The sequence below is a fragment of the Exiguobacterium abrahamii genome, assembly GCF_015645365.1.
GTDB classification, from domain to species: Bacteria; Bacillota; Bacilli; order Exiguobacteriales; family Exiguobacteriaceae; genus Exiguobacterium_A; species Exiguobacterium_A abrahamii.
This window is the reverse complement of the sequence record NZ_JADOYC010000001.1, coordinates 524,511-547,462: the sequence shown is the minus strand read 5'-3', so window position 1 is coordinate 547,462 and position 22,952 is coordinate 524,511. Positions and strand designations below refer to the sequence as shown.

Genomic DNA, 22,952 nt, shown 5'->3' with positions numbered 1-22,952 from the left:
CTGATAATAACTTCAACACATAAACACTATTTCAAACTTTTTTTCAAGATGCAATCCTATTTTAGATTTTCCTCATCGGTTTTTTGAAATTACTATCATAATTCAAAATTACGACAAAAAAAGTGCCACTCCGGTCGAGTGACACTTTTGATTCTCGCTTATTTCACACTTTGATACTGATGCTGATACGTTTGAATGTCGCCCGCTCCCATAAACAGAAGCACTGCATTTTCATGTTGACGTAGAACAGAAACGTTGTCACGCGTCAGAATAGAAGCTTGCGGGATTTTCTCCTGCAGATCTTCGACGCGAACTTGCCCTTCCTGCTCACGTGCCGATCCAAAGATTTCGCATAAATATGTCGCATCTGCTTCACGTAAAGAAGTCGCGAAATCATCCATGAATGATTTCAAGCGTGTGTACGTATGCGGTTGGAAAATCGCAATAACTTCACGGTCCGGATATTTTTTCCGTGCCGACTCAATCGTCGCGCTGATTTCCTTCGGATGGTGCGCGTAGTCATCTACTAGGATTTGTGTGCCGAATTCCGACTCACTGAAGCGACGTTTTACACCACCAAATGTGGCTAAACGTTCAGCAACGTCGTCTTTGCTCAATCCTTCGTACTGACAGATCGCAATGACAGAGAGTGCATTCAAGACATGATGACGACCGAATCCTGGAATGAGGAACGTGCCGTAGAAATCATCACGTAAATAGACATCAAATGATGTACCATCTGGCGTTGACGTCGCGTTTTCCGCGCGGAAATCATTGTTTTCTCCAAATCCATAATAGAGAACAGGTACATTCGCTTGAATGTTTTGAAGATGCTCATCATCTCCACAAGCAACGATCGCTTGCTTAACCTGCATCGCCATTTCTTGGAATGCCGAAACGACGTCATCGATTCCTGTGAAATAATCCGAATGATCGAAGTCGATATTCGTCATGATAGCGTAGTCCGGCTTGTAATATAAGAAGTGACGTTTGTATTCACATGCCTCGAAGACGAATGCTTTCGCATCCTCTACTCCTGCCCCTGTCCCGTCTCCGATCAAGAAAGCTGTCGGTGTGATACCGCTCAAGACGTGTGAAAGCAAACCTGTCGTCGACGTTTTTCCGTGTGAGCCTGTAATGGCGACCGAACGATATTCATTTGCTAGGTGTCCTAAGAAATCGTAATAATGATGGATGGTTAAACCAAGTTCATTTGCCCGTGCGATTTCTGGGTGATCATCTCCAAAAGCATTCCCTTGGATGATGACATAATCTTCTTTGATGTTATCCGCATTGAACGGGAAAAATGGAATTCCCTTAGCCCGTAACGCGTCTTCAGTAAAAATGTGCTTTTCGATGTCTGAACCTTGCACCTCATGATTCATCTCATGTAGTACTTGGGCGAGCGCACTCATCCCTGTTCCTTTGATTCCAACAAAATGATACTTTGTCATATAAAAGCCCTCCAATTCACGTTCCGGTCCGTACCATCGGGCTCGGGTACAAAACCTGTACCATTATAGCAAACCGATTTATTTTTTACCATGTAAATTATTTTGTTCTCGACGTGCACGATACATCGCCATCAAGTCTTTCGTCGTCATAACGACGTTAACAGGCGGTCCGACCGGTTTTTTCACTTCCGGCTGAACAGGCTTATCGACCTCGGTAACAGATGGATCTTGATCTACTTCAATAGCAGATGTATCAAAAGTCGGTGCGAAGCTCTCTACTTGTTGCTCAGCTTCTTTTTCATCAGCAGACTCTTCACTTGATGTCTCTGTCGGAACAACTGATTGTTCCACCGTCTCACTGTTGGAAGATGTTTCAGTTTCGTCCGTTTCTTCTACTTCGGTTACGGTCGGCACTTCTTCTCTTACGAGCTCTTCACTTGTGTGAGGTTCCGGTACGAGTAATTCGACGTCCGTCACCGGTACAAGACCAGCATCTGCTTCCGCTTCGTCTAAAACGACTTCCGTCGGATCAGCTGATTGTTCCACCGTCTCACTGTCGGAAGATGTTTCAGTTTCGTCCGTTTCTTCTACTTCGGTTACGGTCAGCACTTCTTCTCTTACGAGTTCTTCACTTGTGTGAGGTTCCGGTACGAGTAATTCGACGTCCGTCACTGGTACAAGACCAGCATCTGCTTCCGCTTCGTCTAATACGACTTCTGGCGCGATTAGTTCTTGATCCGTCAAAGTAACCTCATCAGTGTTTCCCTCTTCGACTGTTTCCGAAACCTGCTCACTCGTTTCCGTTTCTTCCGCAGCTTTTACGGTTTCCGATGCAGATTGTTTCGGACGTTGGAATCCATAAATCGGTGAAGGCACATCCGTTAAAACGAAGCGATCTTCACGCTCCTCTTTTTTCGGACGTTCCACCGGCTTTGTCTCACGTTCCCCTGCAAGCTCTCGACGAATCCGGGCAGCCTGCTCTTTTAGTGACTGTTCATAACGATTACTCATACGTTCACCCCTCCATCTTGTTAAAAAATCGGTCGAATCATCGACCGATTGAGAATGCTTCCCCTACTGCTTTTGTATCATCGAGTACAAGAATCCCTTTTTCTTGTGGTGCATCGACAAGTCCGAGCTCACGCGCTGAGCAGAGCATACCGCTTGATGGTACGCCGCGTAACGCCGAAGGACGAATGATTAACCCAGACGGCATGACCGCTCCCGGTTTAGCAACGACTACTTTTTGACCCGCCGCTACATTCGGTGCTCCACAAACGATTTGTAAAGTTCCGTTATCTACTTCTACCTGACAGACCGATAATTTATCAGCATCCGGATGCTTCTCGCAAGAAGCAACGAACCCAACAACGAATTTCGGAGAATAATCCACTTGTTCGAGTGACAATTCGATATCTCGATTCGCCAGTTCCTTCTGGATGCGTGTTGCCAATTCTTCCGTCAATTCAACCGGTCCTTGTGTCTCGATCGTAAACGTAGTCGAAGCATCAAACAGGTTGTAACCGACGACACGATCACCATGCTTGATTGTTGCTACGTCTCTTTCACGAGTCGCTGTCACTTCCGCACGTGGTGCGTCTTCCAAAATGATCATTAAGACGTCGCCGACGCCCTCTTTATTATAAAACACATTCATTCAATCCATGACTCCCTTCCGTCTTTCTCACAATGCCTATTGTATCAGATTCTTCACTCTTTCGGCTGCTTGTTTTTCGCAAGGACGAAGACCGGTTCCAGATTACCATCTTCATATAAGAATGGTAATGCCGTGACCGGTACACGACCGTTCGAGAAGAAGTCAAACATCAGTTGCTGTAAGACATCATATCCGGCGTCATTCCGAATATCCGCGAAAATCAGCACATCCTGATGCGGAATCCCGACAGCGAATTCTCCTTCGATTTGCGCCGCATAATCTGCTAATAACGTCTTGTTCAAAACACGACTCGCCTCATATCCGTCACCGAGACTCAAGAAATAAAAGATATTCCCCGCTACTTCATCTTGTTTAAATGGCGCATCAAGCGATTTCACATTAAAACGCGCTGCTTCTGATAGCTGTTCAGCTGTCCATTCAGCAGACGCCAGTAACTCCTCATCAATCAAACGATACGTCGCCCCTAAATCAAGTGCGTACATGATTTTCGTCTCACCTGTATGTGGTGTACTGACAAGCGTCTTTCCTTCTTTTGTCGTATCGGCAAACGATTTAGCACGAATGACAGGAAAGATTTTTTGCTCTTGTCCAACGAGTGAGATTTGATCCGTTTGTCCGAGTACAGCACGGATATATTCGATCGTCTCTTCGACTGCGATGACACCTCTTCGTTTTGCTTTTGCGACAAGCGGATTCAATCCGACATCAACGCCTGATTTATCGTGCTTTCGCTCAATTCGTAATACAGACTTTTCACGATCGAAATATGTCGTGTACCCTTCTTCTTCAAATGTTTGTGTCATCATTCTTCGGATTTGTTGTAGTTCCATTCGAATTCATCCTTTCTATCATGAAAAAAAGCGAGTCAGCGCTCGCTTTTTTCTTAAACCGTCTCTAAAAATGCTGTCACCTGTTCTGGAGTCTTCCGCTCTTTCCCGACATAACGCCCTGTCTCTTCACCATCGCGGAACGCAACAAAACTTGGAATTCCGAAGATGTCCATTTCCTGGGCAATTTCAATATGATCGTCGCGATCGACGTAGTAAAACTCGAAGCCGTTAAATGTTTGCTCGATTTCCGGCATGAACGGATCTAAGAAGCGGCAATCCGGGCACCAGTTTGCTGAGAATAAAAAGACGGCATTTCCTTGTTTTGCTGTATCGAATTCTTGTTTGGATTGTAATGTTTTCATGATGATTTCCTCCTTTGATTTCCCTAGAAGTCATTGCCCTCATCATAGCATATTCAATTGTGGCTGTGCGTTTTCGTGCTTGGTTTGCTATACTGCAACTAGAAAACACCTGGAAAGGACTTCACTATGGCAGATCAACCAATCAAACATCCGTTCGAACGCTTCGTCGGCTTCGTTGGCATGACGAGTTGTTTACGTTACGGCTATTCCTTCATTGATTCCGAACGAAGCTTACCCGAAATCTTTTTGTATTTGGTCGTCGGTTTTGCGATCATCATTTTACTCGAAGCACTCGGAAAACGACTCGCTCGAAAATTGCCCGTCGTACGCATGCGGTATTTGACTCCACTTTACCTCATTTACCTCTACGTTTTCTTTACGAGTTTTTATTCAAGTTCATTCGGATTCTCTTTATGAAAAAAGCTGATTCAAAAAGTCATATGCTTGTTCGTCCACCATCTGGTCAAACAGGCGTATCCTTTAGAATCAGCTTTTTGTATTTAATATTCGATTTTTAAATCGCCATCTTGAATCCGACCGAGACGTCGTAATAGGCGATAAATGAAATAACTGATGATGCCAGGCGCAAGGAAACAGAGGACAGCGACTGCTAGATAATACTCCATTTCGAACCCCATTGTTTTTAATAACATCAACGGACCAACGAATCCGCTCGTGCCCATACCGGAACCTTCCGGGTTACTCTCAAGCATTAACAAAACAGTCGCAAATGGCGCTAGTATAGCACCGGCTACAGTCGGCGGTAGAAGAATCCAAGGATTTCGAATGATATTTCCTACTTGTAACATCGATGTTCCAATCCCTTGAGCAACCACACCACCGATTCCGTTATCACGGTAACTGATGACGCCAAATCCAATCATCTGTGCCGCACAACCGATCGTCGCTGCCCCTGCAGCAAGTCCATCCAAACCAAGCATGATTCCAAGCGCAGCACTCGAAATCGGTGCCGTCAATGCAAGACCCATGACGGTAGCAACGAAAATTCCCATGAATAACGGTTCGCGTTCCGTACCCCAACGAATCAACTCGCCGAGATCCGTCATGCCTTTCCCAATCCACTTTCCCGCATAACGTCCGGCAACGAATCCGGCTAGTAACGTAACAAACGGCGTCACTAAAATATCGAGTCGCGTCGTCTTTGAAACGAGTTTTCCGACCTCTGTCGCAAGAAGCGTTGCAATGTAACTCCCTGCTGGTCCTCCTGCTTCATATCCGAACGCACCAACGGCAACTGCTGCGAACAAGATCAGCGGTGGTGCCTCAAGTGCAAATGCTACGGCCACACCGATTGCTGGCCCGGTCAGCGCGATTGCCTGCTCTCCTAACTGAATGAGAAACTTCGCCTCTACACCACGATCGACCAATCCTTCACCAATCGTCCGGATGATGAGTCCCATGATCAACGAACTAAACAATCCAAGTGCCATATAACTTAATACGGTGATGAAATATACTTTAGGGCTAAGTGAAATCCCTTTTTGTTTGAACATCTTGTCACGTCCTTTTCTTAACATCGCGTATCATTATATCAAATCTCCTTTCTATCCGACTACACTGTTTTTTCAACTGACAAGACAGTTCATACTTACATCGTTCTTATTAAACAAAAACAGACAGCGGATTCACATCCACTGTCTGTCATGTCATTTACTTAACTTGTAGCGTCGCGAGCGTCGTCGTATCGAGGTTCGTGACGAGTTTCCGAAGCAATTCCTTCGCCGCATCATAATCATCTGTATGCATGATCGATGCATGCGTATGGATGTAGCGTGCTGGTAAACCAACGACTGTCGTTGGAATCCCATTATTCGAACGATGGATGACACCACCATCGGTTCCACCTGCACCGACATAATATTGGTACGGAATCTTGTTCGATTCTGCCGTATCGAGGACGTAATCCGTCATCTCTTTTGAGAGGATCATGACACTGTCTTTAATTCGAAGCAATGGTCCTTGTCCGAGTTGACCGAATTCCGTTTTGTCTCCTGATGCATCATTGGCAGGAGAAGCGTCGACGACGAACGCGACGTCGGGATCGATGAGTGCTGTCGCTGTTTGTGCTCCGCGCAATCCAACTTCTTCTTGAACCGTTGCACCCGAGAACAAAATGTTCGGATGATCCGCCGCTGTTGTCTCTTCCAACAATTCAATCGCCATTCCGACACCGTAGCGGTTATCCCATGCTTTTGCCATGATCTTTTTCGGATTCGCCATCGGTGTGAACGGGAAAAATGGTACGGCAGGAATACCTGGACGTACTCCAAACGATTCCGCCTCTTCTTTTGAGTCCGCACCGATATCAATGAACATGTCTTTGATCGCCATCGGCTTATTGCGTACTTCTTCTGTCAACAAATGTGGTGGAATCGATGCGATGACACCAGGGATGACACCGTTGTCCGTACAGATCGAGAAGCGTTGCGCAAGCAACACTTGGCTCCACCAACCACCGAGCGGTTGAATCCGCAACATTCCGTTCTTCGTGATTTGCGTCACCATGAATGCCACTTCGTCCATGTGCCCGGCAACCATGACTTTCGGTCCTGTCGCATCGCCTGTTCGTTTTCCGAAAATCGAACCGAGTCCATCCGTTACGATCTCATCCGTGACAGGTGTGATGCGCTCGCGAACGAACTGACGAACGTCGTGTTCAAACCCCGGTGCCCCATTCAATTCCGTCAGTGTTCGAAATAACTCTCTCGTTTTTTCATTCATATGTATCGCCTCCTGCTTCTCATTATACAAAAAATTGCTTCTATCACTTAACCTTTTGTTTCTCTCTGAACGAATTATTTGGTACAGTAGGAATAGAACCTGTAAGGAGGGGAATTTTAATGAAAAAACGCTATTGGATTATCGGATTGGCAGCAGCTGTCGTCGCCGCTTTCGCAGTGAAGAAAGCCGTTGATAACAAACAACTTTCTGCCGAGGAAGCGCTCGAAATCACGAAACGCACATTTTCAGCAAAAGGACGTGTCCAAGGTGCATGGATCTCTGCAACACCAGAGGCTTACGCATATGAGTCACGTGACTACCAAAGCTACAAAGGTGGCATCTCGGTCCTTGAAGGTGATGACGAAAAAACGTATCAATTCACAGTTGATGCCGAAACTGGCGCTTTACTCGAATACGCTTAATCAAAAGACCGTGCTTCGATCGACGAAGTACGGTCTTTTTTCCACGTTCATCTGAAGGAGGTATGATTCATGTCGATTCTTGCTACGCTGTTCGTTATCCTCGTTGCTTTGGAACACTTTTATATTTTAGCACTTGAAATGTTCTTTCTTTCTTCCAAAGCGGCTCGTCGAACGTTCGGTTTAACGGACGAAGCTGTTGCATCACAACAAATTCGGACACTTTTTGCGAATCAAGGCTTATATAACGGATTTTTAGCAGCCGGACTAGTATTTGGTCTGATTCGGGAGGATGTTGCCATCCAATTATTCTTTTTAGCGTGCGTCATCATCGCTGCGCTTTATGGCGCCGTGACTGCCAATCGCTCCATTTTACTCAAACAAGGCCTGCCTGCCATATTTGCTTTCATCTTCGTATTGCTTGCATGAGAAAAGCCCCTATCCGATTGGATAGAGGCTTTTTTCTTAATTAACGCGGGTTGTCGTTGCGTTCGTAGATCGGGTTCATGTATTCCGTCGTCGAGTATAGACGTGGAACAACGATGTATAAGATGACCGCTGGTACAGCGATGATCAACAACATCAAGAGTACCGGTAACCAGTAAACAACTTTTTGATGAAGATTATCCGAGTTGCTGTCGATGTATTCTTTTACACCATCAACTTTTGCAGCATCGGCACTCGTCAACAATTTACCGCTATCGGCATTGAAGAAGTGGATTTCACGTTTGATTGTGATGAAGATGCCGTCACGGACTGTCTCGATGACAGCGATCCCGCCGATGACTTCTTCTCCTTTTTCATTCGTGAACGTCTTCGGATCCTCGATTTCGACCGAACCTTTTTTATAATCGTAATGCGTCGTTGGTAATTCCTCATTTAATGCTTTCGTCATTTCTGAGGTATCAACCGCAGCAAGTACCGATTGACCGATACTTAATGCGAGAAAGAGCGCCGTTACGAAGGCTAAGCTTTTCTGCCACATCCCCAAATTCCCCCTTTACCTATAAGTACAAGTTCTTCAGTCAACAACATTGTACCAATTAATAAGAAAAAAGTGTGAAAGAAATACCAGGAAAATAAGAAAACTTTTTGTCTAAATTAATTTTGGTACGTTGCTTCCATCCGATAAATCGGTTGACCCATTGATGAAAAACGCTCTTCGTACTCTGTCCGAACGTTATCTTCCGGTTCATTCGCATGTAAATCAAGTGACATCCAGTCGAAGCGCATGCCGTATGCTGACATCGTCATCAAACTCGATTCGAACAACTTCCGATTATCTGTCTTAAAGTGGATTTGACCTTTCGCCGGTAAAATATCTTCATATGTCGAGAGGAATGTTTTATACGTCAAGCGACGTTTCGCATGACGTGTCTTTGGCCATGGATCAGAGAAGTTCAAATATACGCGGGACACTTCGCCTTTTTCAAAGTAATCACGTAGATCTTTTGCATCGACCGTCAAGACGCGAACGTTCGATTGTGGTGTTTCGACCAATTTTTGAACGATCGTCACGGCAACGCTTTCGAATAATTCGATTGCGATGAAGTTGATATCCGGGTGTTGGTGCGCCATTCCGGTAATGAAGGCTCCTTTGCCTGATCCCACTTCGATGTAGATCGGGTTATCATTCTTGAACTCGCTAGCCCATGCTCCTTTAAGAGATGCTGGTTCTGCTATATAGATCGAGGATTGTTCCTTCATATAATCCTGCGCCCATGGTTTATGTCGTAAACGCACTATCGTTCATCCTTTCCAAACTTAAATTATCCGCAGATAAGTTTATCATGATTCGGGTAATTATATAAGAACTTCTTCGTTTCCCGTCGAAGAATGTTCAGCAGTTCGTCACTTGAGAAATAGTGAGCATTCTAATACACTTAAGGTACGTAAGAACCGAAAAGGAGGGCTATACTGTGGATGATTTCTTGATTAGTTGGGCATCTCCCATCGTTCTCGTCTTGGGAATCACTGCTTTGTTCGTCTGGGCGACTTTCGGAAAAGTCGACGTCGAATAAGGGCAATCTCTGTACCTTGTGTAATCGTACACAAGGTACTTTTTTTATTTTCTAAACGATTTTAGGTTGGTTTTACCATGAAACAGATGTATAATTTTTTTGAAACAGATAATTTATTACAGCTATCGAACACCAAAAACGTTGGTAAAAAGGAGAATTGTAATGAACGAAAATAAAAACAGTGATTCAAAAGAACTAATACAGAAGAAAACAGGTGCGGATCTAGTTGTCGATTCACTCATCGAGCAGGGTGTCGATTACATCTTCGGTATTCCCGGCGCCAAAATCGATTCCGTCTTCAATGTGTTACAGGACCGGGGACCTGAACTGATTGTTGCACGGCACGAACAAAATGCTGCATTCATGGCTCAAGCCATCGGACGCTTAACGGACAAACCGGGTGTCGTCCTTGTGACATCTGGTCCCGGGGCATCAAATTTAGCGACTGGTCTTGTGACGGCGAACTCTGAAGGTGACCCTGTTGTCGCAATTGCCGGAGCTGTCACGCGAGCCGATCGTTTAAAACGAACACATCAGTCGATGGACAATCAGGCACTCTTTACACCGATTACGAATTTTAGTGCTGAAGTGCAAGATGCCGACAACATTCCAGAAGTATTATCGAATGCTTTCCGAACAGCTGAAACGACAGCTGGAGCTGCTTTCGTCAGTATCCCGCAAGACGTCGGGCTAAGCGAAGCGAACGTCACGGCGTTCCGTGCAGTTGAAGCACCAAAGCTTGGTGTTGCACCAGAAGCATGGGTCGATGAAACAGCCCGTCTGATTCAAGAGGCAAAACTCCCTGTCTTGTTACTCGGTATGCGTGCGAGTCAACCAGACGTCGTACACGCGATTCGTTCGTTACTCAAAAACGTCTCGATTCCTGTCGTTCAGACATTCCAAGCAGCCGGCACATTATCACGGGAGCTTGAATCGAATTTCTACGGACGTGTTGGATTGTTCCGTAATCAGCCGGGAGATGCGTTACTTGCAGAAGCGGATCTTGTCCTCTCAATCGGATATGACCCAATCGGTTATGACCCGAAATTCTGGAACCAACCAACGCACGACCGGACGCTTGTTCATATCGATCAAATGCGTGCTGAAATCGATCATTTCTATCGTCCAGATCATGAGCTTGTTGGTGATATGGCGAAAACCGTCGATGCGATCGCTGAACGCCTACGACCACTCACATTACCTGAAAGCTCTGTTCAGTTCCTTGAAGGATTGCATCAACGTCTTGTCGATCGTGATGTTCCTCCTGTCGCGGATTCTCCGTTGACGCATCCACTTTATTTCATGAAGACGTTGCGTGAAAAAATTGCGGACGATGTCACCGTCACGGTCGATGTCGGCTCACACTATATTTGGATGGCACGTCACTTCCGTTCGTACGAACCGCGCCACCTCCTCTTTAGTAACGGGATGCAAACGCTCGGCGTCGCACTTCCATGGGCAATCGCAGCTACACTCGTTCGTCCCGGAAAGAAAGCTGTCTCGATTTCAGGTGACGGCGGATTCCTCTTCTCTGCAATGGAACTTGAGACAGCTGTCCGTTTGAACTCACCACTTGTCCACTTCGTCTGGCGCGACAGCGGATTCGATATGGTCGCGTTCCAACAAGAGATGAAGTACAAACGGAAATCCGGTACGTCATTTGGTGACGTCGACCTCGTCAAATATGCGGAAAGCTTTGGAGCAAAAGGACTCCGCGTCAATCATCCTTCGGAACTCGCAGCAATCATGGATGAAGCACTCGCGACAGACGGTCCCGTCATCGTCGATGTACCGATCGATTACCGTGACAACATCGCGCTTGGAGAACAAGTTCATCTCGATCAATTGAACTAAGGAGGATTCACATGGCACACGATAAAACACTCGTCCAGATTTCAACGATGATGGCACTGCTTGACGGCGTATTTGAGAGTGAAGTCACGTATGCTTCCGTCCTTGATCAACGTGATTTCGGTATCGGAACGTTTGACCACTTAGACGGTGAGATGATTGGATTCGATGGTCAATTCTATCAACTCCGCTCAGATGGTAGTGCTCGACCGCTTCAACCTGAGACGACGACACCTTTCGCGACATTAACCCGTTTCGAGCCGGAACAAACCCTGACCGTGACGGAAGAGATGTCAAAAGCGACGTTTGAGCACTGGCTGAACGAACAACTCCCAACGATCAATAGCTTTTATGCTATCCGGATTGACGGAACATTCACGGAGGTTCAGACACGCACCGTCGCACGCCAGGAAAAACCGTTCGTTCCAATCACGGAAGCTGTCGCTTCTCAAAGCGCTCGTACATTCGAGCACACGGAAGGAACGCTTGCCGGATACTATACACCACGATTCGGTCACGGTATCGCCGTCGCCGGATATCATCTTCATTTCATCGATGCTGCCCGCGCAGGTGGTGGTCACGTCTTTGACTACACAGTTAAGAACGTCACCGTCACATTCGAAGAAAAGCCTCAACTTGATTTACGTCTACCGACGACAGAGGCTTATCGATCGGCAGATCTCGAAAGTCACGATATTGAAAAAGAGATTAAAATCGCAGAAGGTTAAGCAAAAAGCGTGTCGTTCCTTTTCGGAATGACACGCTTTTTAGTCGTTTGAGTATTCAAGTAGCTGTTCAAGAAAATGATAACTGTCGTCGACATCCGGATGACGCGTATCTTCATACCAGTAGAGTGATAATACCGCTTGCGCTACGACATACCAGTGCATGCGTCGCTTCAAATCACTCGTTAAAGGATGTCCATAATGTTCGAACCATTCTGGCCAAGCCGCTTCGTCGACATAACTGTATAACATCATTCCAAGATCGTACGCACGGTCAGCAATGATTGCATCATCCCAATCGTTCAGATAGAGTTGACCGTCTGCTCCCGTCAACCAGTTATTATGGTTCAAATCTGAATGACAAACGACCTGCTCATCCGTTCTGACCTGCTCCAGATTTTGTTCGAGGTAAACCATCGCATGTTCCACGAGCTCCGGATCCTCTAAATCATCCGGTTGAAAGTACAAACGACATTGTCGCAATAACTCATCAGGTTCGATCGGACGCTGGTCAAGCTGTTGTAGCATGAACAGTAATTCCTTCGAATCATGGATTTTCCCAAGCAAACGTGCTACTTCAGGACGTTCCATCATTTCAGGCTCTAACTCGTCGCCTTCAATGAACTGTTGGGCGCTGATGACGTCCCCACTATAAATCCGTTTCGTCCATAATAACTTCGGAACGATTCCGTCTGCGGATAAAATCGCCAAAAACGGCGATGAATTTCGTTTTAAGAACAACTTCGATTGTCCGGTTGAAGCGATGTACGCTTCTCCTGTGATTCCACCTGCTGGCGTAAGGGTCCAGCCTTCGCCAAGCGCATCTAAAATATCTAATTCCATTATAATCCGCTCAACTTTTTTAGTAGATTTGCCTAAGGCACAATGCTTATCTTAACACGTTGCGATCGTCGTTGACAACGGAAGGACCTGAATCCTGTCGACACCTTTCAGAAGCGGGTCGACCGAGGCCTCATCCCCTTGTACATGCACATTCCAGCGCGAATGATCAAGTGAGACTTCAACGATTTCGCGCGTCGTATTGTAAACGATGAGCGTGCGTTGCCATGCATCATACGAGTGGACCGCTCCAAGTTCATAAGCAATGACACCCGGACGTAAGTCGATGAAATGAAGCAGTTCGCGAATCTGATTCGCTCGGTGCAACCGGAATCCGCCATGCATTCTACGAATCTGCAAAATCGTCCTGATGTATGTGACAAGGGACAAATGATCATCCCGCCGTTCCCAGTCCATTCGATTGATCTCGTCTGGTGCGTTATAGCTGTTTTCAACACCTTGTTTCGTGCGCAAGAACTCTTGACCTGCGTGAAGAAACGGAATTCCTTGCGCAAACAAGGCAATCGTCTGAGCCAGGCGACTCATCCGCAATAACTCTTGTTCATCTGCCTCTGGACAAGATAACTTTAATTTATCGTATAACGTGTGATTGTCGTGCGCTTCGACGTAATTGATGGAATAGGTAGGTTCCGGAAAACGTCCGTACGTTTGATTGTCGATGTGGATACTTCCCGCAATCCCGTTTCGGACTTCCCCTTCCTTCCAGCCATCTCCCGCAACGAATCCTCGGTCGAATTCACTGAACGTCGATCCTTTTAACGCGTCACGGAACACATCATTAAAATGGGCGATCCGCGGCATTTGCGCAGCGGAGGCACTCATCGCCTTTAATCGTTCCGGTAACGCTGTCGCAAGATCCCATCCTTCTCCATACACCAGAATCGTTGGATCAATCGCATCGAGCGCCGCACGAACATCGTTCATCGTCTCAATGTCATGAATCCCCATCAAATCAAATCGAAAGGCATCAATCCGGTAGACTCGAGCAAAGTACGTCAAACAGTCAACGATCAGGCGGCGCATCATGAATCGCTCGGATGCGGTATCATTTCCGACACCTGTTCCGTTCGATAGTGTTCCGTCTACTTCGTAGCGGAAATAATAACCAGGGACAAGTTGTTCGAGAGAGGAGCGTTCTCGAATGAAGACGTGATTCATGACGACATCGAATGTGACACGAATGCCTGCTTCATGGAGTCGCTCTACCATTTCCGCGTATTCTCTGATGCGAACGAGTGGTTCAACCGAACTCGCATAACTCCCAGCTAGTCCGAACCAAAGCATTGGGTCGTATCCCCAGTTATATGGAGACCGCGTTCGTTCATCGGTCGTCTCAAAAAAGTGGACTGGTAGCAATTGCAGATGGGTAATCCCGAGATCTAGGAGATAATCAAGTCCCGTCGCATGACCTCGAGGAGAAACTGTTCCTCGTTCCGTCATCCCTGCGTATTGACCCGGATGACTTGAACCAGCTGAGTGATCGATCGTGAAATCACGGATATTCGCTTCGTAGATGACAGCGTCTGACGGTTTGACGAACAAAGGACGCGCGACGCGCTTCGGGAACCACTTGGTCATCGTCCGTTCGACGTCAACGATGACGCCGTATCGACCATTCTCCGATATCGCACTAGCGTACGGATCAACGACCTCTTGTGTGCCAAGATAGGTCGTCACTTCATACCGATACCAGCACTCTGCGATATCTTGTTCCAGTTGTAGATAATAGGCGCCTTGCTCTTGTCGCTCCATTTCGTGCTTTTTGAGTAACCGTTCATCTTGATCGTACACGACACACATGATCCGTTCTGCGACCGGTGACCAAACAGCAAAATGAAATGCGCCCTCTTCTTCCCAGACACCAAGCTTCCCTTCGTAACGGTACTTACGCTCGAATGCTTCCGTCCGGACTAACCGATCGGGAACGACACGGATCGACCGCCCTGCTCCAAATACCTCATATCGGCATTCTAGCTCGACCGGTTCCAGAACCGTCAATTCATAAATCACCAGTTGTTCCTCACGGTGTGTCTCGACTTGCTGGATCGCAAGTGATTGTCCATCACATTCAAGCGACCAGTGGATTGACGGATTGCCTTCGACCTCGACCCGGATGCTTTGGAACGATAAGAACTCCGCCCGGATCACTGGTATCGCTACTTCTTGATTCGTCATCTCTTTCGCAACGACAATGCCGTCGCTCCCTCCCTTACTCTTGAATTCGAGACTGTCCCTCACTTTGAATCGCCATGTGAAACGGAATCGATACTGTCTCTTTTAGGATTTTTTCACACACCCGCATCTGAAATGCCTTTGTATGTGTCGCATTCGCATTCATTCGTTGCACCCAGTTCGGAAAATCGACTTTATTGACATACGTCGTCGTCGTTTCTTTTGGAATTTGATCAAAATAACCTGAAGGGGCGAGGATGACCCGTTCGATCGGCAAGACGTAATCCCGGCCGAGTACGACCCGTAAAATATCTTCTGTTCGCTTTAAACCGATGTTCGGATTCAAAATTTGTTTCGCAGAAGCCTTAAACGGCTGCTCCCGCCATAACTTATCTCGCCGGATATGATAAATACTTTCGTCGCCATCGAGCCATTCCATGATATAGATCGCGGACGGACCGACGACAAATGGACTCAACTCGACTTCTCCGACTTGATATTGGATGACCGCTCGATAAAACATCGCATATTGTTCATTTAGTAGATGCAGCATCTGATAGAAGTCTAAATGACGTTTCAATGGAATCCGCCAAATGTCCTCCTCCCCTGCTCCGCCAGTGACGTTCAAGAGCTTTTGTAATTCGAGACGTTTTTTGTACCATTTATCAAACGCTCTTCGAGATAATTGTTTACCTGGAAGTTGAATGACTTCACTTTTTTTCATCACTTGCCACCACTTTTTCGGACGAATGAGCGTCTCCCCTGGAAACAACTCTCCTGCCTCCCATCTGCGGTAGACATGGGCATAATCAAGTGCCTGGTGTTCACCGAATCGTTTCGTCATCTCTAGCGGATTTTTTTCAAATCGACTATCTAAGTCATATAGTTTCATCAAAATTGCGATGGGGATCACCTCATTCCTCTTCACCTAGATGAATCCGGTAAACCGGCTCATATCGCGGTGAAACCTCTGGTCGTACTTCAAATAGAACGAGTTCACGAACAGTCCACTCTACCGATTGCATCGGACTCGTCTCCCATTCAGCTGCCTCAGTCCGCCATTTTTTCGCGATCGTGACATGCGGTACGAATGGTCTGGTCGAATTCGGATCAATCAGTTCCACTAATTGAAACAGCTCCTCCGATTCCGTTCCAAATCCTACGACGCGTGGTCGTTCATCCCGACCAAACGTGATTAAACGATCGAATCGTAGCACGAAGGGTTCCTTCGTACGTGAGATCTGCTGTAACTGCTGTTTCCACGACTGCTGTTCTTTTTCCTCTAATGGACCGAAAAAACGAAGTGTTAGATGATACTCTTCTAATGTATAAACGTTACGAAAGTGCTCAGGTAGCGATAACCGTTCAGCAAGATTCGCTAAATCTTTAGAAGGAATCGGTAAGGCAATGAAAAAGTGTCGTTCTTGTCTCATCGTCGCGTTCACTCCTTCATACGACCACTGATACCATACAGAATCGCGCCTAGGATACTACTACTTGTATATACCCAAAAGACGATATAGATTGTACTCTTCTCGAGTACAAAACCACTCATCAGATTGAACAACGCTGTCGCGAGTCCCGTCGTCGTTGCCATATATGTACTGACGGCTGTTGCGACCATCGTCTCTGGAACGAGCGATCGGACATAGTCTAAGGCGACAGGGATCAACAGACCTACGATCATTCCTTGCATCGCAGATAATACCCACAGCATGACGATCGGAAGTTCTAAAGCAATCATTGCCGTCCGCGCAGCCGACAACAAGGAGACGAATACAAGAACCGGAATCGCTCCGAATCGTAATAACAGACGCGTGGCGATGCGCATGAACGGAATTTCGCACAGAACGGCGACAAAGAATAATGTTCCGACGAGTGCCGTCGTCTCGCCACGAATCGTGACATAGCTGCCAAAGTAATAATTATTGGCGAAGATGGGGCCAAAAATCAAACTTCCCCCTGCTAGGAACAACAGGAAACGCCGATTCGAAAAGAGCTGTTTTAACGGTACGGGTTGCTGATGTGAAACATGGACGCTGCCCGTCTCTTCAATACCGATCAGCACAAGGAAACCGAGAACCCACGCTGCGCCAGTTGCATAAAAAATCAGATTTAGTCCGCCACCCTCAGTGATTTGCCCAAGAATGAAAACAGCTAAAGCGAACCCTGCTGAGCCGAAAAGACGTAAAGCGCCGTAATCCACTTTACGCTTTCGCGTGTACTCGATCGCTAATGTATCCACGAGCGGAATATGCGCACACTGGAACAACGCCCAGACACAAGAAATCAACAATAAAAGCAGATAAGCAGACGTCAGTAAGTAACTGAGTGTAAAAATACCGGCAGCAAGCATCGCGACGAGTAAGAGTCGTTTCGGTTTCCCGAGTCGATCCGCCGCGATTCCCCAGACGGGTTGTAGAAAAATGGAGAGAATCGGTCCAATCGCAACGATTGTTCCAATCTCTGAAGCCGACAGTCCGAACGCGTCGTTTGAGAAATAGAGTGCGAGATACGGAATGAGTGCTCCTTGCCCAAAGAAAATAAAGAAATATAAAGCTTGGAAATGATAGGTTTGACGATTTTTCACACGGAACTTCCTTTCAAGAAGCAATCCCCCCATCTTTACGATGCGGGGATCATCAATCATTATTTTGCGAGCTCATAAATCGCTTCTGCATAGATTGCGACAGCAAGCAATAGTTCATCAAAATCAACATATTCATCGACTTGGTGGGCAACTTCAGGACCACCCGGGAAGACTGGGCCAAAAGCAACTCCCGCCGTCAACGAACGCGCATATGTGCCGCCACCAATTGCTATCAAATCAGCTGATTGGTTCGTATGGCGCTCATAAACGGCACTTAGCGTCTTGATCAATTCATGGTTTGGATCAACATGGTGCGGTGTCATATGCGTCCGCGTCTGCAATTCAAAACCATATCCTGCCGCAGCTTCCTTGATGATTTGCAGACGTTCCGTGAAGTCTGCTGTATACGGGTAACGGATATTGATCGATGCCGTTCCTTGCTCTTCGGCGTAACGGAATACACCGCCATTGATCGTTAAGTCACCTGTCTCGTCTGAAGCAGCGACACCAATCGCTACACCGCGAGAATCCCGGAACATATGCGTCACGAGTTGAATGTAACGACGACCGTTATAATCCAAGTGAAGCGTATTGAGGAAACGTGCCAAATGTAAAGCAGCATTTTTACCATTGTCCGGCTCCATCGCATGGGCTGCGACACCATTGACATCAAGTACGAGACCTTCCGTTTCTTGCTTGACTGTTCCCGTCAAACCTTGTTCTTCAAGATAAGCATGGAAATCCGTTTCAAGCGTTCCTACTTCGACGACACGAAGAAGCGCTTGGGCGTGGCCCGGAACCATGTTCGGACGTTCGCCACCTTCAAAGCGAACGAGATGGTAGCCTGTATCAGATGCTTGCGCTGGTTTCCCTTGAATCAATAATCCGTCATAAAGTCCTTTTTCCGCATTGATGATCGGGAAGTCGGCATCTGGTGCAAAACCGAGTGTTGGCATCTCTTCATGTTTGAAGTAATGATTGACACAACGCCATTCACTCTCCTCATCCCCTCCTGCAATCAGACGGATGCGCTTCGAGAGTGGTAAGCCAAGCTCTTTGACGATTTTCAAAGCATAATAAGCTGCCATCGTCGGTCCTTTATCATCGATTGCTCCACGCGCATACAGTTTTCCATCTACAAGCGTCGGGTTGAATGGACCGTATGTCCAGTGATCGCCACCAGCTGGTACGACGTCTAAGTGACAAAGAATACCGAGTAACTCTTCCCCTTGACCATACTCCAAATGTCCTGCATACCCATCGACATTTTTTGACGTGAACCCATCGCGTTCCCCTGTCGCGAGCATCCAATCGAGGGCACGTTTGACTTCATGACCAAACGGTGCGCCCTCTTCGATCGTGGATTCGTCGAGTACACTCGGAATCCGTAATAGTTCTTTTAAATCTTCTAATAAGTCCTCGCGACGTGCGAGTACTTCCTCTTTCCAATTCACCATCTGATTTCGCTCCTTCATTACGGGTTTTGGATTCGTTTCCTATACACCTTCCTAGTATAGCGAATATTCGTTCAGATACGAACATCCAAATTCTGTTTTCTTTTTTATTTATTGAAATGACGAACATTAATCTGAAATAAAACATTAATCATCGACTTTACAAACCATTTGAATATGTTTTTTATGAAAACGTTCGGTTAAATTACTTGCATTTTAATATCAAAACGTTATACTAAAGGCGAAACAACTGGATATTGCATTGTCTTTTGTCACCCGAAGCTTTAGAACACTATTCTATCCATTGGGGGAGTGGTTATACCAATGAAAGATTCTACAGACCGTATGTTGACCCGGATTAAATCGATCTATCTCTACATCCAAGAGAACGGAGCTACTACGACAGCAGAGTTGGTTGAAGAGTTTGGCATCACTTCAAGGACCGTCCAGCGGGATTTGAACGTGCTCGAATACAACAATCTCATTGTGAGCCCTCGACGCGGTACATGGACGTCGAGTAAGAAACAAAAGCAAGCGGGTTGATCCACTGTTTCACTATGTATATCTTTCGATGACGCGATTCTTCGCGTCTTTTTTTGTTATCTTTTTTAAAACGTGGGGTATAGCTATTGGGAGAAGGAGATGATAAGAATGAATATTTTAATCATTGGAGCAAACGGAACGACGGGACGCAAAATGGTCGAATTGATCGCTAAACAAGGAGATCACCAAGCGATCGCGGTCGTACGGGAAGAAAATCAAATCAACGATTTGATTGCACTCGGTGCATCTGAAGTCAGACTTGGGGATTTGACGAAGGATGTCAGTGGCGTCGTCAGTAACGCGGACGTCGTCATCTTTGCAGCTGGTGCTGGTGGCGCATCGGACGAATTGACACGTGCCGTCGACAAAGAAGGTGCGATCAAAGTCATCGATGCAGCAAAAGCGAACGAAATCAATCGTTTCCTGATGCTCAGTTCAGTCGGTACGGAAGAACCGAAAGGCGAACTGAAAGTATATCTCGAATCGAAAGCAGCAGCAGATGCTCACCTAAAAGAAAGCGGACTTGATTATACGATCGTCCGTCCTGGTCCACTCAGCTACGATGACCCAGCAGGTACTGTTGAAACGAAAGAGCATTTTGATTCATACGAAGATCGTAAGGTGTCTCGTGACGATGTGGCAGCGCTGTTCGTTCACTTGATTGATCATCCGACACAATCTCGTGTGTTCGAAGTACTCAGCGGTCCTTATCCGATCGCAGAAGCACTACGTAACCAATAATTGAATCCCACAATAAAAAAGGGGCTGACTCAAAAGTCAGTTTCCACAAGGATAAGGGTGGCAGAATAATGATCTGCCACCCTTATCTCATTCTTTTTTGAGTCAACCTCTTTCGTCTTGCTTATTCAGGTTGCCAATCAAACAAGGATAATTCATCCGGTGTCAGTTCACGGTAGTCCCCGAGTGCAAGTGCCGGATCAAGCTCCAAGCGACCAATCGAACGCCGTTTCAAGAATGTGACCTCTTTACCGAGGGCAAGCATCATCCGTTTGACTTGATGGAACTTCCCTTCCGTGATCGTCAATTCAAGCGTTGAATCTGTTTCTGTCGTCGATAAGATGACGAGTTTTCCTGGCTTTGCCTGATAACCGTCTTCTAAGGTGACGCCTGCCGCAATTGCCTCGACGTCTTCTTGCGTCAATACACCTGTCACTTCCGCGTAATACGTTTTTTCGACGTGTTTCTTCGGAGACATCAAAGCATGATTGAACGCTCCATCGTTTGTCAGTAACAATAAGCCTTCAGTATCCTTATCAAGTCGTCCGACCGGAAACGGTTTGAAATACGTCACGTCTTCAAACAACAGATCGATGACGGTCTCATCTCGTTTATCCTCCGTCGCACTAATGACACCAGGTGGTTTATTCATCATTAAATAGATGTATTTTTGATACGTGACCGGTTCGCCGTACATCAGAACCTGTTGCGTCTCGACATCGACATGTTGTTTCGGATCACGTACGATTTCACCATCGACTTGAATTGCCCCTGCCTTGAGCAAAAGTTTTACTTCTTTTCGGGAGCCTGCCCCCATGTTGGATAATAGTTTATCTAGACGCATGGCCTCGTCCTCGTTTCAATGAAATTTTACGTCCTAATACGACTTCTGCTAATCCACTCCAAATCGAGAGTCCAGCGAAAATCACGATTCCAACTGCCGCACCAATGATCAGGATCAACAGAGATGCCCATGTCGTTTCTGGTAAGAAGGACACCATTCCCCACTTCACGAGTGCAACACCTGCTCCCATCAAAGCACTGATGATTAGAATCAATGATGTCCGGCGCAAGACGGTACTGAATGGGAACTTCACCGTTTGTGTGATCCGGAAGAACATCAATCCCGTCGCAACGAGATAACCGATGATCGTCGCATAACCAGCACCCGTTCCATCACCCGTCAAATGAATCAACGGCGCATTCAAGAGATACTTCGCAAGTAGTCCAGCAAGTGTTGCGATGATCGTGAAGTACTGACGGTTAATCCCTTGAAGGACGGCTGCCGTAACAGAATACAAGGCAAGGAACAACGCACTCGGCGCATAACTTAATAGATAGACCCAGGCCGCTTGATCTTTCGGGAAGAGCACATGGAACGTTTCTTCACTGAGGAGAATCATCCCGACGACTGCCGGAATCGTCACGAAGAAGACGAGTTGATAAATCTGTGAAATTTGAGCCCGTACTTTCCGCATATCCCCTTGCGTAAAGGAGGCGGTTAACAGCGGAGTCGCAGATAGCGACAATCCTGTTGCGACCGACACCGGAATCAAGACGATCTTATGACTATCCGCAATCAGATAGGCAGTCGCGTTTCCGGCCGCTTCGAGCGTGTAACCGATACTTTGTAATGCGGCATTCATCGTATTCTGGTCGATGACTTGATAAAGCGGTGTCGAAAGACCGACCATGACGATTGGAATCGCATACGTCAATAATTCCTTATACAAATCCGTTAACGGGCGATCCGGCGAACGGACGGTTTGAGTAGCACGTAGTTCCTGCAAGCCGCTGGCACGTTTGCGGAAATAATAGATCAGAACCGCAACACTACCGATTGCGCCAATGAAGGCGCTGAACGTCGCAATCGTTGCAGCAAATGCCACGCCTGAATCAAATAGGTAAATCGCGATGCTGACTCCTGCAAGCAGGAAGATGATCCGGACGATTTGTTCCAAGATTTGCGAAATCGCTGTTGGTCCCATCGATTGATACCCTTGGAAGTAACCTCGGGTCATACTCATCGGTGGAATCAAGAGTAAAGCGAAACTCACGCCACGAATCGTCATCGTGACGGCATCAACGTAGGCTGCTGAATCAACGTCACCACCTGGAATGGCACGGTGTGCTAAATACGGTGCGAGAAAGAATAAAGCGAGGAAGGAAACAATCCCGGTCAAGGACATGATTTTCAGACCAGACCGATATAATCGTTCACTCGTATCATACTCTCCTAATGCATTGTATTTGGCGACGAATTTCGAGACGGCAACAGGAATCCCCGCTGTCGCGAGTCCGATCATGATCGCATAATAGTTGTAGGCATAGGTATAGAACATGATGCCTGTCGCGCCGACCATGAACTGAAATGGAAAGAGATAAATCAAACCCAGTGCGCGGGAAATCAGTGACGCACCGGACAGGAGCATCGTTCCACGAACGAATCCTGAATTGCCGGAAGAAGTAGACTGCTTATTACTGACTGTGGACATGGTAACATCCCTCACGC

At 46.7% G+C, this 22,952-nt stretch carries 25 protein-coding genes; 8 read left to right on the top strand and 17 right to left on the bottom strand.

Translation table 11 applies throughout. From position 1 onward, the window contains the following. Window positions 1-158: 158 nt before the first annotated feature. The 5 genes from murC to ITJ88_RS02690 form a co-directional block, all read right to left on the bottom strand. Window positions 159-1,454: a UDP-N-acetylmuramate--L-alanine ligase gene (gene murC, locus ITJ88_RS02710; protein ID WP_023469075.1), complete on the bottom strand. Its 1,296-nt coding sequence runs from the start codon at window positions 1,452-1,454 to the stop codon at window positions 159-161. Window positions 1,455-1,532: 78 nt separating this feature from the next. Beyond that, the gene (locus ITJ88_RS02705; RefSeq protein WP_195864606.1) at window positions 1,533-2,465 is read right to left on the bottom strand and encodes a hypothetical protein; all 933 of its coding nucleotides are present in this window, start codon (window positions 2,463-2,465) and stop codon (window positions 1,533-1,535) included. Window positions 2,466-2,502: 37 nt separating this feature from the next. Further along, on the bottom strand, window positions 2,503-3,111 hold the full coding sequence (gene ytpR, locus ITJ88_RS02700; RefSeq protein WP_195864605.1) for a YtpR family tRNA-binding protein: 609 nt from the start codon (window positions 3,109-3,111) through the stop codon (window positions 2,503-2,505). Window positions 3,112-3,164: 53 nt separating this feature from the next. Further along, entirely contained in the window at window positions 3,165-3,962 is a 798-nt protein-coding gene (locus ITJ88_RS02695; protein WP_029342364.1) for a DUF1444 domain-containing protein, read from the bottom strand. Between the two features lie 53 nt (window positions 3,963-4,015). After that, entirely contained in the window at window positions 4,016-4,324 is a 309-nt protein-coding gene (locus tag ITJ88_RS02690; RefSeq protein WP_023469079.1) for a thioredoxin family protein, read from the bottom strand. 126 nt (window positions 4,325-4,450) lie between these two features. On the opposite strand from ITJ88_RS02690, the gene ITJ88_RS02685 reads away from it, so the two are divergent. Continuing rightward, window positions 4,451-4,741 (top strand): hypothetical protein, encoded by a 291-nt coding sequence (locus ITJ88_RS02685; protein WP_023469080.1) that lies wholly within the window; start codon window positions 4,451-4,453, stop codon window positions 4,739-4,741. A gap of 83 nt (window positions 4,742-4,824) precedes the next feature. Here ITJ88_RS02685 and ITJ88_RS02680 read toward each other — a convergent pair whose 3' ends face one another. Continuing rightward, complete coding sequence (locus ITJ88_RS02680; RefSeq protein ID WP_195864604.1) at window positions 4,825-5,838, bottom strand: PTS sugar transporter subunit IIC; 1,014 nt, start codon at window positions 5,836-5,838, stop codon at window positions 4,825-4,827. A 157-nt stretch (window positions 5,839-5,995) separates the two neighbouring features. Then, window positions 5,996-7,066: a M42 family metallopeptidase gene (locus ITJ88_RS02675; protein WP_035396484.1), complete on the bottom strand. Its 1,071-nt coding sequence runs from the start codon at window positions 7,064-7,066 to the stop codon at window positions 5,996-5,998. A 119-nt stretch (window positions 7,067-7,185) separates the two neighbouring features. Between ITJ88_RS02675 and ITJ88_RS02670 the strand changes: the two genes are divergently transcribed. Next, window positions 7,186-7,488 (top strand): PepSY domain-containing protein, encoded by a 303-nt coding sequence (locus ITJ88_RS02670; RefSeq protein ID WP_012371126.1) that lies wholly within the window; start codon window positions 7,186-7,188, stop codon window positions 7,486-7,488. Window positions 7,489-7,557: 69 nt separating this feature from the next. Then, window positions 7,558-7,914, top strand: coding sequence for a DUF1304 domain-containing protein (locus ITJ88_RS02665; RefSeq protein WP_195864603.1), 357 nt, complete (start codon window positions 7,558-7,560; stop codon window positions 7,912-7,914). A gap of 40 nt (window positions 7,915-7,954) precedes the next feature. On the opposite strand, the gene ITJ88_RS02660 is transcribed toward ITJ88_RS02665, so the two are convergent. Next, window positions 7,955-8,470, bottom strand: coding sequence for a hypothetical protein (locus tag ITJ88_RS02660; protein ID WP_195864602.1), 516 nt, complete (start codon window positions 8,468-8,470; stop codon window positions 7,955-7,957). Window positions 8,471-8,586: 116 nt separating this feature from the next. Next, a complete protein-coding gene (gene trmB / locus ITJ88_RS02655; RefSeq protein ID WP_023469086.1) occupies window positions 8,587-9,228 on the bottom strand; it encodes a tRNA (guanosine(46)-N7)-methyltransferase TrmB in 642 nt (213 codons plus the stop codon). Window positions 9,229-9,404: 176 nt separating this feature from the next. Here trmB and cydS point away from each other — a divergent pair, with 176 nt between their 5' ends. The 3 genes from cydS (at window position 9,405) to budA (ending at window position 12,085) form a co-directional block, all read left to right on the top strand. Then, a complete protein-coding gene (gene cydS, locus ITJ88_RS16475) occupies window positions 9,405-9,506 on the top strand; it encodes a cytochrome bd oxidase small subunit CydS family protein (protein WP_023469087.1) in 102 nt (33 codons plus the stop codon). Window positions 9,507-9,668: 162 nt separating this feature from the next. Beyond that, entirely contained in the window at window positions 9,669-11,360 is a 1,692-nt protein-coding gene (gene alsS / locus ITJ88_RS02650; protein WP_195864601.1) for an acetolactate synthase AlsS, read from the top strand. Window positions 11,361-11,371: 11 nt separating this feature from the next. Further along, entirely contained in the window at window positions 11,372-12,085 is a 714-nt protein-coding gene (gene budA / locus ITJ88_RS02645) for an acetolactate decarboxylase (RefSeq protein WP_195864600.1), read from the top strand. Window positions 12,086-12,124: 39 nt separating this feature from the next. Here the strand turns inward: budA and ITJ88_RS02640 are convergent, their stop codons facing one another. The 6 genes from ITJ88_RS02640 to pepV are packed head-to-tail and all read right to left on the bottom strand — an operon-like array spanning window position 12,125 to window position 19,162. After that, on the bottom strand, window positions 12,125-12,925 hold the full coding sequence (locus tag ITJ88_RS02640; RefSeq protein WP_087681261.1) for a phosphotransferase family protein: 801 nt from the start codon (window positions 12,923-12,925) through the stop codon (window positions 12,125-12,127). A 51-nt stretch (window positions 12,926-12,976) separates the two neighbouring features. After that, window positions 12,977-15,118, bottom strand: a complete 2,142-nt coding sequence (gene pulA, locus ITJ88_RS02635) for a type I pullulanase (protein ID WP_195864599.1) — start codon at window positions 15,116-15,118, stop codon at window positions 12,977-12,979. Between the two features lie 34 nt (window positions 15,119-15,152). Beyond that, a complete protein-coding gene (locus ITJ88_RS02630) occupies window positions 15,153-16,028 on the bottom strand; it encodes a hypothetical protein (protein ID WP_231925647.1) in 876 nt (291 codons plus the stop codon). Window position 16,029: 1 nt separating this feature from the next. Then, a complete protein-coding gene (thpR, locus tag ITJ88_RS02625; protein WP_195864598.1) occupies window positions 16,030-16,548 on the bottom strand; it encodes an RNA 2',3'-cyclic phosphodiesterase in 519 nt (172 codons plus the stop codon). A gap of 8 nt (window positions 16,549-16,556) precedes the next feature. Further along, window positions 16,557-17,705, bottom strand: a complete 1,149-nt coding sequence (locus ITJ88_RS02620) for an MFS transporter (protein ID WP_064299485.1) — start codon at window positions 17,703-17,705, stop codon at window positions 16,557-16,559. 59 nt (window positions 17,706-17,764) lie between these two features. Beyond that, the gene (gene pepV / locus ITJ88_RS02615) at window positions 17,765-19,162 is read right to left on the bottom strand and encodes a dipeptidase PepV (RefSeq protein ID WP_064299484.1); all 1,398 of its coding nucleotides are present in this window, start codon (window positions 19,160-19,162) and stop codon (window positions 17,765-17,767) included. A 321-nt stretch (window positions 19,163-19,483) separates the two neighbouring features. Here pepV and ITJ88_RS02610 point away from each other — a divergent pair, with 321 nt between their 5' ends. Together ITJ88_RS02610 and ITJ88_RS02605 are read left to right on the top strand one after the other, a co-directional pair. Beyond that, window positions 19,484-19,702, top strand: a complete 219-nt coding sequence (locus tag ITJ88_RS02610) for a DeoR family transcriptional regulator (protein WP_023469095.1) — start codon at window positions 19,484-19,486, stop codon at window positions 19,700-19,702. A 108-nt stretch (window positions 19,703-19,810) separates the two neighbouring features. After that, window positions 19,811-20,443 carry an SDR family oxidoreductase gene (locus tag ITJ88_RS02605; protein ID WP_195864597.1) on the top strand — a complete coding sequence of 211 codons (633 nt, stop codon included), beginning with the start codon at window positions 19,811-19,813 and terminating at the stop codon, window positions 20,441-20,443. A 121-nt stretch (window positions 20,444-20,564) separates the two neighbouring features. Here ITJ88_RS02605 and ITJ88_RS02600 read toward each other — a convergent pair whose 3' ends face one another. Together ITJ88_RS02600 and ITJ88_RS02595 are read right to left on the bottom strand one after the other, a co-directional pair. Continuing rightward, the gene (locus ITJ88_RS02600; protein WP_064299482.1) at window positions 20,565-21,284 is read right to left on the bottom strand and encodes a pseudouridine synthase; all 720 of its coding nucleotides are present in this window, start codon (window positions 21,282-21,284) and stop codon (window positions 20,565-20,567) included. Then, window positions 21,271-22,935: a putative polysaccharide biosynthesis protein gene (locus ITJ88_RS02595; protein WP_133207630.1), complete on the bottom strand. Its 1,665-nt coding sequence runs from the start codon at window positions 22,933-22,935 to the stop codon at window positions 21,271-21,273. Before ITJ88_RS02595 ends, ITJ88_RS02600 begins: the two co-directional genes overlap by 14 nt. Between the last annotated feature and the right edge of the window lie 17 nt (window positions 22,936-22,952).

Excerpts from the sequence above, each read along its gene's own strand:
- pepV (WP_064299484.1), bottom strand. The coding sequence starts at position 19,162 with ATGGTGAATTGGAAAGAGGAAGTACTCGCACGTCGCGAGGACTTATTA.
- ITJ88_RS02665 (WP_195864603.1), top strand. The coding sequence starts at position 7,558 with ATGTCGATTCTTGCTACGCTGTTCGTTATCCTCGTTGCTTTGGAACAC.
- ITJ88_RS02660 (WP_195864602.1), bottom strand. The coding sequence starts at position 8,470 with ATGTGGCAGAAAAGCTTAGCCTTCGTAACGGCGCTCTTTCTCGCATTA.
- murC (WP_023469075.1), bottom strand. The coding sequence starts at position 1,454 with ATGACAAAGTATCATTTTGTTGGAATCAAAGGAACAGGGATGAGTGCG.
- ITJ88_RS02605 (WP_195864597.1), top strand. The coding sequence starts at position 19,811 with ATGAATATTTTAATCATTGGAGCAAACGGAACGACGGGACGCAAAATG.
- ITJ88_RS02610 (WP_023469095.1), top strand. The coding sequence starts at position 19,484 with ATGAAAGATTCTACAGACCGTATGTTGACCCGGATTAAATCGATCTAT.
- ITJ88_RS02600 (WP_064299482.1), bottom strand. The coding sequence starts at position 21,284 with ATGCGTCTAGATAAACTATTATCCAACATGGGGGCAGGCTCCCGAAAA.
- ITJ88_RS02680 (WP_195864604.1), bottom strand. The coding sequence starts at position 5,838 with ATGTTCAAACAAAAAGGGATTTCACTTAGCCCTAAAGTATATTTCATC.
- alsS (WP_195864601.1), top strand. The coding sequence starts at position 9,669 with ATGAACGAAAATAAAAACAGTGATTCAAAAGAACTAATACAGAAGAAA.
- ITJ88_RS02685 (WP_023469080.1), top strand. The coding sequence starts at position 4,451 with ATGGCAGATCAACCAATCAAACATCCGTTCGAACGCTTCGTCGGCTTC.
- ytpR (WP_195864605.1), bottom strand. The coding sequence starts at position 3,111 with ATGAATGTGTTTTATAATAAAGAGGGCGTCGGCGACGTCTTAATGATC.
- ITJ88_RS02695 (WP_029342364.1), bottom strand. The coding sequence starts at position 3,962 with ATGGAACTACAACAAATCCGAAGAATGATGACACAAACATTTGAAGAA.
- ITJ88_RS02640 (WP_087681261.1), bottom strand. The coding sequence starts at position 12,925 with ATGGAATTAGATATTTTAGATGCGCTTGGCGAAGGCTGGACCCTTACG.
- ITJ88_RS02705 (WP_195864606.1), bottom strand. The coding sequence starts at position 2,465 with ATGAGTAATCGTTATGAACAGTCACTAAAAGAGCAGGCTGCCCGGATT.
- ITJ88_RS02690 (WP_023469079.1), bottom strand. The coding sequence starts at position 4,324 with ATGAAAACATTACAATCCAAACAAGAATTCGATACAGCAAAACAAGGA.
- thpR (WP_195864598.1), bottom strand. The coding sequence starts at position 16,548 with ATGAGACAAGAACGACACTTTTTCATTGCCTTACCGATTCCTTCTAAA.
- budA (WP_195864600.1), top strand. The coding sequence starts at position 11,372 with ATGGCACACGATAAAACACTCGTCCAGATTTCAACGATGATGGCACTG.
- ITJ88_RS02670 (WP_012371126.1), top strand. The coding sequence starts at position 7,186 with ATGAAAAAACGCTATTGGATTATCGGATTGGCAGCAGCTGTCGTCGCC.
- pulA (WP_195864599.1), bottom strand. The coding sequence starts at position 15,118 with ATGACGAATCAAGAAGTAGCGATACCAGTGATCCGGGCGGAGTTCTTA.
- ITJ88_RS02675 (WP_035396484.1), bottom strand. The coding sequence starts at position 7,066 with ATGAATGAAAAAACGAGAGAGTTATTTCGAACACTGACGGAATTGAAT.
- ITJ88_RS02595 (WP_133207630.1), bottom strand. The coding sequence starts at position 22,935 with ATGTCCACAGTCAGTAATAAGCAGTCTACTTCTTCCGGCAATTCAGGA.